General features: G+C 50.9%; 2 protein-coding genes, 3 tRNA genes, 5 rRNA genes and 2 pseudogenes. 8 read left to right on the forward strand and 4 right to left on the reverse strand.

All coding sequences use genetic code 11. The features are described 5' to 3' along the window. The first annotated feature begins 93 nt into the window (after nt 1-93). The 8 genes from DYA43_RS14940 (at nt 94) to DYA43_RS14975 (ending at nt 8795) form a co-directional block, all read left to right on the forward strand. Nucleotides 94-2981, forward strand: a 23S ribosomal RNA gene (locus tag DYA43_RS14940). Nucleotides 2982-3075: 94 nt separating this feature from the next. Further along, nucleotides 3076-3191: ribosomal RNA gene (rrf, locus tag DYA43_RS14945) — 5S ribosomal RNA — on the forward strand. Between the two features lie 294 nt (nt 3192-3485). Beyond that, nucleotides 3486-5038, forward strand: a 16S ribosomal RNA gene (locus DYA43_RS14950). A gap of 65 nt (nt 5039-5103) precedes the next feature. After that, nucleotides 5104-5180 (forward strand) — tRNA-Ile (locus DYA43_RS14955). Nucleotides 5181-5222: 42 nt separating this feature from the next. Then, nucleotides 5223-5298: transfer RNA gene (locus DYA43_RS14960), tRNA-Ala, on the forward strand. Nucleotides 5299-5590: 292 nt separating this feature from the next. Then, nucleotides 5591-8476 (forward strand): 23S ribosomal RNA (locus DYA43_RS14965). Nucleotides 8477-8570: 94 nt separating this feature from the next. Continuing rightward, a 5S ribosomal RNA gene (rrf, locus tag DYA43_RS14970) occupies nt 8571-8686 on the forward strand. The 16S, 23S and 5S rRNA genes sit together here with 3 tRNA genes alongside, the layout of an rRNA operon. Nucleotides 8687-8718: 32 nt before the next feature. Next, nucleotides 8719-8795: transfer RNA gene (locus DYA43_RS14975), tRNA-Asp, on the forward strand. A 428-nt stretch (nt 8796-9223) separates the two neighbouring features. Here DYA43_RS14975 and add read toward each other — a convergent pair. The 4 genes and pseudogenes from add to glnL all read right to left on the reverse strand — a co-directional run. After that, complete coding sequence (gene add, locus DYA43_RS14980) at nt 9224-10228, reverse strand: adenosine deaminase (protein ID WP_061057121.1); 1005 nt, start codon at nt 10226-10228, stop codon at nt 9224-9226. A gap of 81 nt (nt 10229-10309) precedes the next feature. Next, nucleotides 10310-12867: pseudogene (gepA, locus tag DYA43_RS23275) on the reverse strand (phosphodiesterase GepA). Nucleotides 12868-12929: 62 nt separating this feature from the next. Beyond that, nucleotides 12930-14332, reverse strand: a pseudogene (glnG, locus tag DYA43_RS14990) (nitrogen regulation protein NR(I)). 54 nt (nt 14333-14386) lie between these two features. After that, the coding region (glnL, locus tag DYA43_RS14995; RefSeq protein ID WP_256593274.1) for a nitrogen regulation protein NR(II) at nt 14387-14849 on the reverse strand (463 nt) is incomplete at its 5' end.

Consider the following 14849-nt stretch of genomic DNA (forward strand, 5'->3'; position numbering starts at 1 on the left):
TTGAGTCCGGCAAAATCAGTCACACACTCATGAAAAATAAATGTGTGACACCTAGGTTGTTTAACAACAACCCGAAACTCCTTCGGGTTGTATGGTTAAGTGACTAAGCGTACACGGTGGATGCCTTGGCAGTCAGAGGCGATGAAGGACGTAGTAACTTGCGATAAGCTCAGATTAGGCAGTAACAGCCACTTGAGTCTGAGATTTCCGAATGGGGAAACCCAACTGCATAAGCAGTTATCATTAACTGAATACATAGGTTAATGAAGCGAACCGGGGGAACTGAAACATCTAAGTACCCCGAGGAGAAGAAATCAACCGAGATTCCGATAGTAGCGGCGAGCGAAATTGGATTAGCCCTTAAGCTTTACATGCGTCAGGTGAAGGTTCTGGAAAGGACCGCGAAACAGGGTGATAGCCCCGTAGCCGACAGCGCATGTTCAGTGAAATCGAGTAGGGCGGGACACGTGTTATCCTGTCTGAATATGGGGGGACCATCCTCCAAGGCTAAATACTCCTGACTGACCGATAGTGAACCAGTACCGTGAGGGAAAGGCGAAAAGAACCCCTGTGAGGGGAGTGAAATAGAACCTGAAACCGTGTACGTACAAGCAGTAGGAGCCTCTTCGTGGGGTGACTGCGTACCTTTTGTATAATGGGTCAGCGACTTATATTCAGTGGCAAGGTTAACCATTTAGGGGAGCCGTAGGGAAACCGAGTCTTAACTGGGCGTTCAGTCTCTGGATATAGACCCGAAACCGGGTGATCTAGCCATGGGCAGGTTGAAGGTTGAGTAACATCAACTGGAGGACCGAACCGACTAATGTTGAAAAATTAGCGGATGACTTGTGGCTAGGGGTGAAAGGCCAATCAAACTCGGAGATAGCTGGTTCTCCCCGAAAGCTATTTAGGTAGCGCCTCGGACGAATACTACTGGGGGTAGAGCACTGTTAAGGCTAGGGGGTCATCCCGACTTACCAACCCTTTGCAAACTCCGAATACCAGTAAGTACTATCCGGGAGACACACGGCGGGTGCTAACGTCCGTCGTGGAGAGGGAAACAACCCAGACCGCCAGCTAAGGTCCCAAATTACAGCTAAGTGGGAAACGATGTGGGAAGGCTCAGACAGCTAGGATGTTGGCTTAGAAGCAGCCATCATTTAAAGAAAGCGTAATAGCTCACTAGTCGAGTCGGCCTGCGCGGAAGATGTAACGGGGCTAAGCTGTAAACCGAAGCTGCGGCAATGCGATTTATCGTATTGGGTAGGGGAGCGTTCTGTAAGCCGTTGAAGGTGTGTTGTAAAGCATGCTGGAGGTATCAGAAGTGCGAATGCTGACATGAGTAACGACAAGGGGGGTGAAAAACCTCCCCGCCGGAAGACCAAGGGTTCCTGTCCAACGTTAATCGGGGCAGGGTAAGTCGACCCCTAAGGCGAGGCCGAAAGGCGTAGTCGATGGGAAACGGGTTAATATTCCCGTACTTCTTACAATTGCGATGGGGGGACGGAGAAGGCTAGGTGGGCCTGGCGACGGTTGTCCAGGTTCAAGTGCGTAGGCTTGAGGGTTAGGTAAATCCGGCTCTCTCTAAGGCTGAGACACGACGTCGAGCTACTACGGTAGTGAAGTCATTGATGCCATGCTTCCAGGAAAAGCCTCTAAGCTTCAGATTGTAAGGAATCGTACCCCAAACCGACACAGGTGGTCGGGTAGAGAATACCAAGGCGCTTGAGAGAACTCGGGTGAAGGAACTAGGCAAAATGGTACCGTAACTTCGGGAGAAGGTACGCTCTTGATGGTGAAGTCCCTCGCGGATGGAGCTGATGAGAGTCGCAGATACCAGGTGGCTGCAACTGTTTATTAAAAACACAGCACTGTGCAAAATCGTAAGATGACGTATACGGTGTGACGCCTGCCCGGTGCCGGAAGGTTAATTGATGGGGTTAGCGTAAGCGAAGCTCTTGATCGAAGCCCCGGTAAACGGCGGCCGTAACTATAACGGTCCTAAGGTAGCGAAATTCCTTGTCGGGTAAGTTCCGACCTGCACGAATGGCGTAATGATGGCCACGCTGTCTCCACCCGAGACTCAGTGAAATTGAAATCGCTGTGAAGATGCAGTGTACCCGCGGCTAGACGGAAAGACCCCGTGAACCTTTACTACAGCTTGGCACTGAACATTGAACCTACATGTGTAGGATAGGTGGGAGGCTTTGAAGACGTGACGCTAGTTGCGTTGGAGCCGTCCTTGAAATACCACCCTTGTATGTTTGATGTTCTAACTTAGCCCCGTTATCCGGGGTGAGGACAGTGCCTGGTGGGTAGTTTGACTGGGGCGGTCTCCTCCCAAAGAGTAACGGAGGAGCACGAAGGTGGGCTAATCACGGTTGGACATCGTGAGGTTAGTGCAATGGCATAAGCCCGCTTAACTGCGAGAATGACGGTTCGAGCAGGTGCGAAAGCAGGTCATAGTGATCCGGTGGTTCTGTATGGAAGGGCCATCGCTCAACGGATAAAAGGTACTCCGGGGATAACAGGCTGATACCGCCCAAGAGTTCATATCGACGGCGGTGTTTGGCACCTCGATGTCGGCTCATCACATCCTGGGGCTGAAGTCGGTCCCAAGGGTATGGCTGTTCGCCATTTAAAGTGGTACGCGAGCTGGGTTTAGAACGTCGTGAGACAGTTCGGTCCCTATCTGCCGTGGGCGTTGGAAGATTGAAGGGGGCTGCTCCTAGTACGAGAGGACCGGAGTGGACGAACCTCTGGTGTTCGGGTTGTGTCGCCAGACGCATTGCCCGGTAGCTAAGTTCGGAATCGATAACCGCTGAAAGCATCTAAGCGGGAAGCGAGCCCTGAGATGAGTCTTCCCTGATACTTTAAGTATCCTAAAGGGTTGTTCGAGACTAGAACGTTGATAGGCAGGGTGTGTAAGCGTTGTGAGGCGTTGAGCTAACCTGTACTAATTGCCCGTGAGGCTTAACCATACAACACCCAAGGGGTTTTGTAGTGGACTCAAAGCTAAGCGCATAAGAATGTGTTGAGAGAACGAAAAACAGCTTTCCGAATTTTAAGAATTTGCTTGGCGACCATAGCGTTTTGGACCCACCTGATCCCATTCCGAACTCAGAAGTGAAACGAAACAGCGTCGATGGTAGTGTGGGGTCTCCCCATGTGAGAGTAGAACATCGCCAGGCTTTAATTTGCACTTGCTTAAACTTTAAGCAAGTCACCATAGGGCTCTAAAAAACTTAGAGTTTTATGTTGACTTTCACGGTGTGAAGCGTAATATACGCGTCCTGCCTACGTGCTAACGCACTGAAAGCAAAGCTCTTTAACAATATAAACCTATCAATCTGTGTGGGCACTCGTTGATGATAATCGCAAAAGATTTATCAATGAACTGAGTGACCAATTTGATACTTCGGTATCGAGCACAGTCAATTCAACATTACATAGTAATGTTATCAGTATTCATTGAGCCAAAACTTTAATTGAAGAGTTTGATCATGGCTCAGATTGAACGCTGGCGGCAGGCCTAACACATGCAAGTCGAGCGGCAGCGACAACATTGAACCTTCGGGGGATTTGTTGGGCGGCGAGCGGCGGACGGGTGAGTAATGCCTGGGAAATTGCCCTGATGTGGGGGATAACCATTGGAAACGATGGCTAATACCGCATGATAGCTTCGGCTCAAAGAGGGGGACCTTCGGGCCTCTCGCGTCAGGATATGCCCAGGTGGGATTAGCTAGTTGGTGAGGTAAGGGCTCACCAAGGCGACGATCCCTAGCTGGTCTGAGAGGATGATCAGCCACACTGGAACTGAGACACGGTCCAGACTCCTACGGGAGGCAGCAGTGGGGAATATTGCACAATGGGCGCAAGCCTGATGCAGCCATGCCGCGTGTATGAAGAAGGCCTTCGGGTTGTAAAGTACTTTCAGCAGTGAGGAAGGAGGTATCGTTAATAGCGGTATCTTTTGACGTTAGCTGCAGAAGAAGCACCGGCTAACTCCGTGCCAGCAGCCGCGGTAATACGGAGGGTGCGAGCGTTAATCGGAATTACTGGGCGTAAAGCGCATGCAGGTGGTTTGTTAAGTCAGATGTGAAAGCCCGGGGCTCAACCTCGGAATTGCATTTGAAACTGGCAGGCTAGAGTACTGTAGAGGGGGGTAGAATTTCAGGTGTAGCGGTGAAATGCGTAGAGATCTGAAGGAATACCGGTGGCGAAGGCGGCCCCCTGGACAGATACTGACACTCAGATGCGAAAGCGTGGGGAGCAAACAGGATTAGATACCCTGGTAGTCCACGCCGTAAACGATGTCTACTTGGAGGTTGTGGCCTTGAGCCGTGGCTTTCGGAGCTAACGCGTTAAGTAGACCGCCTGGGGAGTACGGTCGCAAGATTAAAACTCAAATGAATTGACGGGGGCCCGCACAAGCGGTGGAGCATGTGGTTTAATTCGATGCAACGCGAAGAACCTTACCTACTCTTGACATCCAGAGAACTTAGCAGAGATGCTTTGGTGCCTTCGGGAACTCTGAGACAGGTGCTGCATGGCTGTCGTCAGCTCGTGTTGTGAAATGTTGGGTTAAGTCCCGCAACGAGCGCAACCCTTATCCTTGTTTGCCAGCGAGTAATGTCGGGAACTCCAGGGAGACTGCCGGTGATAAACCGGAGGAAGGTGGGGACGACGTCAAGTCATCATGGCCCTTACGAGTAGGGCTACACACGTGCTACAATGGCGCATACAGAGGGCGGCCAACTTGCGAAAGTGAGCGAATCCCAAAAAGTGCGTCGTAGTCCGGATTGGAGTCTGCAACTCGACTCCATGAAGTCGGAATCGCTAGTAATCGTGAATCAGAATGTCACGGTGAATACGTTCCCGGGCCTTGTACACACCGCCCGTCACACCATGGGAGTGGGCTGCAAAAGAAGCAGGTAGTTTAACCTTCGGGAGGACGCTTGCCACTTTGTGGTTCATGACTGGGGTGAAGTCGTAACAAGGTAGCGCTAGGGGAACCTGGCGCTGGATCACCTCCTTATACGAATGATTATTGCGATGAGTGTTCACACAGATTGATGGTTTATACGTTTTAGAGACGATACTGGGTCTGTAGCTCAGGTGGTTAGAGCGTTCGCCTGATAAGCGAGAGGTCGGTGGTTCGAGTCCACTCAGACCCACCAATCTTCCTCCCAGAGGATTGGCACACAGTATCAACACCTGATGGGGCTATAGCTCAGCTGGGAGAGCGCCTGCCTTGCACGCAGGAGGTCAGCAGTTCGATCCTGCTTAGCTCCACCATCTTTAAGCACATTTGCTTAAGTGTTCTTAAACATGGTTTTCAGTAGAAAATCTGCTCTTTAACAATTTGGAAAGCTGACAAAACAATCTTTTAAAAGATTGTTTGTAAAGTTCTCAATGTATTCCTTAACGGAATACACCAACAAACACATTCAAGTGTGCTTGGTATCGAAGCTTACTGTTTCAGTAAGTCTTCAAATTGAGTCCGGCAAAATCAGTCACACACTCATGAAAAATAAATGTGTGACACCTAGGTTGTTTAACAACAACCCGAAACTCCTTCGGGTTGTATGGTTAAGTGACTAAGCGTACACGGTGGATGCCTTGGCAGTCAGAGGCGATGAAGGACGTAGTAACTTGCGATAAGCTCAGATTAGGCAGTAACAGCCACTTGAGTCTGAGATTTCCGAATGGGGAAACCCAACTGCATAAGCAGTTATCATTAACTGAATACATAGGTTAATGAAGCGAACCGGGGGAACTGAAACATCTAAGTACCCCGAGGAGAAGAAATCAACCGAGATTCCGATAGTAGCGGCGAGCGAAATTGGATTAGCCCTTAAGCTTTACATGCGTCAGGTGAAGGTTCTGGAAAGGACCGCGAAACAGGGTGATAGCCCCGTAGCCGACAGCGCATGTTCAGTGAAATCGAGTAGGGCGGGACACGTGTTATCCTGTCTGAATATGGGGGGACCATCCTCCAAGGCTAAATACTCCTGACTGACCGATAGTGAACCAGTACCGTGAGGGAAAGGCGAAAAGAACCCCTGTGAGGGGAGTGAAATAGAACCTGAAACCGTGTACGTACAAGCAGTAGGAGCCTCTTCGTGGGGTGACTGCGTACCTTTTGTATAATGGGTCAGCGACTTATATTCAGTGGCAAGGTTAACCATTTAGGGGAGCCGTAGGGAAACCGAGTCTTAACTGGGCGTTCAGTCTCTGGATATAGACCCGAAACCGGGTGATCTAGCCATGGGCAGGTTGAAGGTTGAGTAACATCAACTGGAGGACCGAACCGACTAATGTTGAAAAATTAGCGGATGACTTGTGGCTAGGGGTGAAAGGCCAATCAAACTCGGAGATAGCTGGTTCTCCCCGAAAGCTATTTAGGTAGCGCCTCGGACGAATACTACTGGGGGTAGAGCACTGTTAAGGCTAGGGGGTCATCCCGACTTACCAACCCTTTGCAAACTCCGAATACCAGTAAGTACTATCCGGGAGACACACGGCGGGTGCTAACGTCCGTCGTGGAGAGGGAAACAACCCAGACCGCCAGCTAAGGTCCCAAATTACAGCTAAGTGGGAAACGATGTGGGAAGGCTCAGACAGCTAGGATGTTGGCTTAGAAGCAGCCATCATTTAAAGAAAGCGTAATAGCTCACTAGTCGAGTCGGCCTGCGCGGAAGATGTAACGGGGCTAAGCTGTAAACCGAAGCTGCGGCAATGCGATTTATCGTATTGGGTAGGGGAGCGTTCTGTAAGCCGTTGAAGGTGTGTTGTAAAGCATGCTGGAGGTATCAGAAGTGCGAATGCTGACATGAGTAACGACAAGGGGGGTGAAAAACCTCCCCGCCGGAAGACCAAGGGTTCCTGTCCAACGTTAATCGGGGCAGGGTAAGTCGACCCCTAAGGCGAGGCCGAAAGGCGTAGTCGATGGGAAACGGGTTAATATTCCCGTACTTCTTACAATTGCGATGGGGGGACGGAGAAGGCTAGGTGGGCCTGGCGACGGTTGTCCAGGTTCAAGTGCGTAGGCTTGAGGGTTAGGTAAATCCGGCTCTCTCTAAGGCTGAGACACGACGTCGAGCTACTACGGTAGTGAAGTCATTGATGCCATGCTTCCAGGAAAAGCCTCTAAGCTTCAGATTGTAAGGAATCGTACCCCAAACCGACACAGGTGGTCGGGTAGAGAATACCAAGGCGCTTGAGAGAACTCGGGTGAAGGAACTAGGCAAAATGGTACCGTAACTTCGGGAGAAGGTACGCTCTTGATGGTGAAGTCCCTCGCGGATGGAGCTGATGAGAGTCGCAGATACCAGGTGGCTGCAACTGTTTATTAAAAACACAGCACTGTGCAAAATCGTAAGATGACGTATACGGTGTGACGCCTGCCCGGTGCCGGAAGGTTAATTGATGGGGTTAGCGTAAGCGAAGCTCTTGATCGAAGCCCCGGTAAACGGCGGCCGTAACTATAACGGTCCTAAGGTAGCGAAATTCCTTGTCGGGTAAGTTCCGACCTGCACGAATGGCGTAATGATGGCCACGCTGTCTCCACCCGAGACTCAGTGAAATTGAAATCGCTGTGAAGATGCAGTGTACCCGCGGCTAGACGGAAAGACCCCGTGAACCTTTACTACAGCTTGGCACTGAACATTGAACCTACATGTGTAGGATAGGTGGGAGGCTTTGAAGACGTGACGCTAGTTGCGTTGGAGCCGTCCTTGAAATACCACCCTTGTATGTTTGATGTTCTAACTTAGCCCCGTTATCCGGGGTGAGGACAGTGCCTGGTGGGTAGTTTGACTGGGGCGGTCTCCTCCCAAAGAGTAACGGAGGAGCACGAAGGTGGGCTAATCACGGTTGGACATCGTGAGGTTAGTGCAATGGCATAAGCCCGCTTAACTGCGAGAATGACGGTTCGAGCAGGTGCGAAAGCAGGTCATAGTGATCCGGTGGTTCTGTATGGAAGGGCCATCGCTCAACGGATAAAAGGTACTCCGGGATAACAGGCTGATACCGCCCAAGAGTTCATATCGACGGCGGTGTTTGGCACCTCGATGTCGGCTCATCACATCCTGGGGCTGAAGTCGGTCCCAAGGGTATGGCTGTTCGCCATTTAAAGTGGTACGCGAGCTGGGTTTAGAACGTCGTGAGACAGTTCGGTCCCTATCTGCCGTGGGCGTTGGAAGATTGAAGGGGCTGCTCCTAGTACGAGAGGACCGGAGTGGACGAACCTCTGGTGTTCGGGTTGTGTCGCCAGACGCATTGCCCGGTAGCTAAGTTCGGAATCGATAACCGCTGAAAGCATCTAAGCGGGAAGCGAGCCCTGAGATGAGTCTTCCCTGATACTTTAAGTATCCTAAAGGGTTGTTCGAGACTAGAACGTTGATAGGCAGGGTGTGTAAGCGTTGTGAGGCGTTGAGCTAACCTGTACTAATTGCCCGTGAGGCTTAACCATACAACACCCAAGGGGTTTTGTAGTGGACTCAAAGCTAAGCGCATAAGAATGTGTTGAGAGAACGAAAAACAGCTTTCCGAATTTTAAGAATTTGCTTGGCGACCATAGCGTTTTGGACCCACCTGATCCCATTCCGAACTCAGAAGTGAAACGAAACAGCGTCGATGGTAGTGTGGGGTCTCCCCATGTGAGAGTAGAACATCGCCAGGCTTTAAATTTAGACTCTTGAGTCTAACCAGTGCGGAGCGGTAGTTCAGTTGGTTAGAATACCGGCCTGTCACGCCGGGGGTCGCGGGTTCGAGTCCCGTCCGCTCCGCCACTTATTTAAGACCTCAGCAGCAATGCTGGGGTTTTTTGTTATCTGGGAGTGGTAAACCTCTACACTCACCAGCCTCACTGAGCGCTTCGCTCTCCTCTTTCTCTCGCCCCAGCGCTTTGTCGCTCTTAAGTGTTATTCCTAACGGCTAACGGATTGTTACCTATCTCAGGCTCTTACCCCTTCGGCTTTGTTGTCATCGCGCCTCTGTTTGGTAAAGATAGACCTGGCTTCTCTTGCTTGGCATTGCTCAGGTTGGCTTCAGACTGGTGCACTACAGAACCTTGTCTTGAAGGCTTGCGGAAGAGAGTGTGCGAATCTGGGCCGAAAGTTGTGACCCTTGGTGCGGTGTTTCTGAGTGGTTAGGGGAGAGCAAAGATATAAAAAAGCCGATGCAGGACATCGGCTTGGTAAGAGATAGATTCTTTATACTAAACGCGTTGAGCGACTTTGGCTTTCAGCGTCTGTTTATCGGTATCGGACAAGAATGCCAGTTCCAAGCTGTTTAATTGCGCCTGACGAATCTGCTCTTGGCTCAATCCGGCTTGAGGAGCAGCAACTTCATACTCGTATGGCAGCTCAATGCCCTCTACGGCAGGATCATCAGTATTTAGACAGGCGAGTACTCCATACTCAAGAAAGCGCTTGAGAGGGTGTAATGCCAAGCTTTCTACTGTACTGGTTTGAATGTTGGATGTCAGACATGACTCAATACCAATGCGATGTTTTGCTAAATAATCCATTAGCTGCGGATCGTGAATCGCTTTCACCCCATGACCAATACGGGTCGCGCCTAAGTCACGAATCGCTTGCCACATACTTTCCGGACCAGCCGCTTCTCCTGCGTGAACAGTAATATGCAGGCCTGCATCGCGTACCTGTTTAAAATGGCTGACGAAACGATCGCCGGGCTGGCCGAGCTCATCACCGGCAAGGTCGACGGCCACAATATGATCTTTCTGGCTCAGAATCGCGTCCAGTTCTTGCTGACAAGCGTCTGTGCCAAAAGTACGGCTCATGATGCCAATCAGGTTGGCTTGTACGCCAAAATCGCGCACGCCGGCTTTTACGCCGTCGACAACCGCTTCAACTACACCCGCGACAGGCAAGTTGTGTTTCATCGCCATGTAGTACGGTGAGAAGCGCAGCTCAGCGTAATCAATTTGCGCGTTGAGTGCGTCTTCCACGTTTTCATACGCAACGCGGCGGCAAGCGTCCAGATCGCCCAGTACTGCCACACCCCAGTCTAGTTTAGACAGGAAAGCAACCAGTGATGGCTCAGCTTCAACGATCTGTACGTGCGGAGTGAGATCCGCAACGGTGTAGGCTGGCAGAGCCACACCAAATTTTTGACCGAGGTCGAGAATGGTTTGAGTGCGAATGTTACCGTCAAGATGGCGGTGTAAATCAGTGAGTGGAATATTTTTCGTAATCATTATCGTCTACCAAGTCAAAATCTGCGCTAAGTATAAAAACCAAACCTTGCGGTGTCAGTAGTGAGAATGGCGAATCGAGTGCTATTTTGCTGATATTCTCTTCATGTTAACCAGATCTGTTGGCCACTCATGGTACGACATCGGTTTGTTGAACAAGAACCCCTGTCCTTGTGGGCAGCCAAGTTTGGCTAGCAATTCGGCCTGTTCAGGTGTTTCAATGCCTTCTGCAACGATGTTGACCTTAAAACTGTTGGCCAGATTGATGATGGTGGCTGCAATGCTGCTTTCATACTGTTCTTGCTTTAGTAGAGAAACGAAAGCACGATCGATCTTAAGGCAATCGAAAGGCAGCTTATACAGATAGGCGAGCGAACTGTAGCCGGTCCCAAAGTCGTCAATCGCCAGACGGATCCCCAAGCGCTTGATGGAGTGCATGGTGTTTAAAATCACCGGGTCGTTATTGACGATACGGGATTCGGTAATTTCCAGCGTCAGATTGTTCGGTTGCATGCCCGTGACACGCAGCGTTTCTTCAAGCTGTGGCATGAATTCAGGATGGGAAAGCTGATTGACTGACAAATTAACGTGCATCTGGAAGTCGGCGGCCCATTTCCCTTGCTCGATACCTTTCACGGTATCGCAGCATGCTTGTCGCAGGATTTGTTCGCCAATCGCGTTAATAAGCCCGCTTTCTTCTGCAATCGGGATGAAGTCCATGGGTGGTACTAAACCGTATTCTGGCGACAGCCAGCGCGCTAAGGCTTCTGCTCCCAACACTTCGCCGCTGTGCAGGTCAACTATTTGGTTGATAGAACGGAACAAACTCGTGGTTTTCCAGCGCCAGCTTAATCTGCGTCACCATTTGGGTTCGCTTGCGAGAAACATCGGCCATCTCCGGCACATAGTAACTGAGACGGGTCGAGTCTTGCTTGGCGTTACTTAATGCGATGCTGCCGTTGCGCAGCCACACCGTCATGCTGGCAGGTTCAAGCCCATGAACAATACCCACCGATATGTTCACGGCGATGTTTTCATTCGGCATATTGAATGCGTGGCGAACAGTTGCAGCAACTGTTGGGCAAACTGCTTGATGGCCGAATGTCATCGCATTGAGGAAGATAGATGGCGAACTCATCACCACCGATACGGGCGATGTAGCTGTTGTCGTGACTGACGGTTTTCAGGCGTTGGGCGATGAGGACGAGCAGCTGATCGGCCTGGTGATGGCCAAGGCTGTCATTGATGTCTCTAAACTTATCGATGCCAATCAAGAACAGGCTGCCATGCAACGTTGGCAATTGGTTACAGCTGTCTATCATGCCTTCGCGACTGTAAACCTTGGTCAGCGAAATCGTAGATGAGTTGCTCGCGCAGCGCTTTAAATGACGCTTTAAGGTTGTTCGCCATTTCCGTAAAGGCAAACACCATCATACTGGTTTCGTAGATCTTGCCCGGTTTGGGCATTGGGCTGTCCCAATCTCCCTGCGCCAGATGTTTTGCTGCCGCCGCGGTAGAGGTAATGGGCGCCGTGATGCGGTTAAAGGTGATAAAGCCGATGCCAATCCCAAACAGGCTGACGATCAGGCCCAGCAACCAGCTGTTGCGCTGGTTTTGCGGCAGAGAGCCTAGAAGGTCTGCTTCGGAGATGGTGACATTGATGTACCACTTGAGCCCATGTTCGTCCTCGACCGACGTCACTTGGTTGAAATAGCGCGCGCCATCGACCTCGGTACTGAACACCTCTTTCGGCAGGGTATGCGCGCTTTGCAGAACGCGGGAAATCTCGATGGCACTGGCTTTCAACACCGGATTCGGGTTTTCCTGAGTGGTGAGTCGATCCTTTTGGGTGAATACTCGGTGCCCCACGAGACAACGCCCGTTGGCGCTGAATGTGCGATCAGGCGCTGGGTTTCGTCAAAGATATACACGTCGGCATTAGTTTCACGTTTCAGCATGTGGAGAAAAGTGTTAAAGGTGCTGATTTTGACGTCGGTGACCATGACGCCGACAAACTGGGTTTGTTGCATCACTGGTGTCAGAGCAGATAACGTGATGTCCTGGCGTTCGTCCATGTTGGTATACACCGATGACCACATCGGATGTGGATTCGCTGCCACTGGCGTATAGAAGGGACGAGTACGGGGATCGTATCCGGCTATCACGGAACGGATTTCATCGCTGACAGAATCGCCATGGTAAATCGTGAGCTGCTGCTTTGTGCGGCTGTCTTTGAGCATCAGCGTGAAGCTCTGATTGTCTTCCTTGCGAAAGCCGACAAATTCGCCGTTGATGCCAGCAAAACTCATCACATCGATTTGAGAAATCGGGCGGTACAGGTCGCTGAAGCCGGAAACCAGAAATTGTTCGATCTGCTGTGAGTCATTGGGCTGATACAGATGGTGAAAGCCGATGCTGTGGCTCATGCTCTGATTAGCACGGAACGGTTCATCGAGAAAGGCGTGTAAGCGTTGGTCAACGTTGTGGGTCAGGAAGGTGAGCTGTTTGCGGCTCACATCCTGCACCATCTGTTCGTAGCTGTATTTCTGAACCGCTCCAATGACACCGATCGTCACCAGAATAATGATCACGAAAGGGAATAACACAGCGGTTTTCAAAGTCATCTGTTGTCTGAACGGCATATCCTGATTCTGCAATAATGGCCTGTGATTCGGGCATTGGCAGTGGAGACAACAAAAGTCCTTTAATACAACTCTTTCAATTTACGTGTGAGTGTATTGCGTCCCCAGCCTAATACTTTTGCGGCATCCTGCTTATGGCCATTGGTATGGTTGAGCGCTGCTTCTAAAAGTATACGTTCAAACTCCGGGAGTGCGTAAGACAGTATCTCAGTTTCTCCTGAAGCGAGAGCGGATTTCGCCCAGGACTCCAGCTGTTTCTGCCAGCTGACATCACTGTCGAAATCGACGTTTTTCTTCTCGGCCAGCAACTCGGAAGGCAGGTCGCTCGGCAGTACCTCTGTCCCACTCGCCATTACGGTCAGCCAGCGGCACATGTTTTCCAACTGGCGAACGTTGCCTGGCCAGTCGAGGCGATTAAGAATCTCGATGGTCTTAGGATGCAGGGTTTTCATCTCCACGCCTAACTCTTTTGCGGCCAAAGCGAGGAAATGTTTAGTTAATTTATCAATATCCTGACGCCGCTCACGCAATGACGGGATCTGGATTCGAATCACGTTGAGGCGGTGAAACAAGTCTTCACGAAACTTACCCTGATGCACCAGCTTCTCAAGATTCTGGTGTGTGGCCGCGACAATACGTACATCCACCTTGATCGCAGAGTGACCGCCGACGCGATAAAATTGCCCATCGGCAGTACGCGCAGCAAGCGCGTCTGAATATCTAAAGGCATATCACCGATTTCGTCGAGAAACAGAGTGCCGCCGTTGGCCTGCTCAAAACGTCCCTGACGCACATTGTTCGCGCCGGTAAAGGCACCTTTTTCGTGACCAAACAGCTCTGATTCGATCAAGTCTTTCGGAATGGCCGCCATGTTAAGTGCGATAAAGGGTTTCTGCGCGCGTGGGCTGTGACGATGCAGTGCATGAGCCACCAATTCTTTACCGGTACCGGATTCACCATTGATCAGCACTGAAATCGACGAGCGGGACAAACGGCCAATGGCGCGAAACACTTCCTGCATCGCCGGCGCTTCGCCGATGATTTCCGGAGCATCATAGGTTGGGGTCAGGCGTTGTGACTGCTCTTTACGCTGCTCCTGGCCGTGGGCGATGGCACGTTCGACCAGCGTCAGGGTTTCATCCACATCAAACGGTTTAGGCAGATATTCGAATGCCCCCTTTTGGTAAGCGTTGACGGCAGCATCCAGATCGGAGTGCGCGGTCATTATGATCACGGGCAGCTCTGGTGAGCGTGAGTGCACCTGATGGAGCAACTCAATGCCGTCAATTCCGGGCATGCGAATATCGGACACCAGCACGTCAGGCGTTTCTCTTTCGAGTGCCATTAACACACTTTCGGCATCGGAAAATGTTTCGCACTTGATGTTGGCTGATGACAGGGTTTTCTCCATCACCCAGCGAATCGAGCTGTCGTCATCGACAACCCATACGTATCCTTTACTCATAGTTTGGTTCCTCAACAGCAGCCCCCATTCTCATGGTGAGAATGGTCACGTCGTTCAAATCGGTAAATAAATCGTAAATGTTGTTCTTCCTGGCCAGCTTTCTACGTCTATTTTTCCATTGTGCTGGTCTATCAGGTTTTGCGAAATGGATAAGCCGAGCCCGGTTCCTCCCTCACGGCCGCTGACCATGGGGTAGAACAAGGTGTCCTGCAGTTCTAGCGGAATGCCCGGACCGTTATCAATAATTTCGATTCTGGCCACCAACTTATGTCGCTGGCCGTGAATATTGGCTTGGTGCACTGTTCTGGTGCGCAGAGTAATCACGCCATGTGGCTGGTTGGCGAGAATCTGCGCTGCGTTACTGACAATGTTCAATAGCGCCTGCTCAATCTGGTAGGTGTCCATCATGATGTTGGGCAGGCTAGGATCGTAATCACGTTCAATATGCAGATCGGCACTGCCTTCCAGTTCGACCAACTGGCGTACTTTTTCCAGAATCAGGTGTAAATTTTCGGAG

Source organism: Vibrio fluvialis, from assembly GCF_900460245.1.
Lineage (GTDB): Bacteria > Pseudomonadota > Gammaproteobacteria > Enterobacterales > Vibrionaceae > Vibrio > Vibrio fluvialis.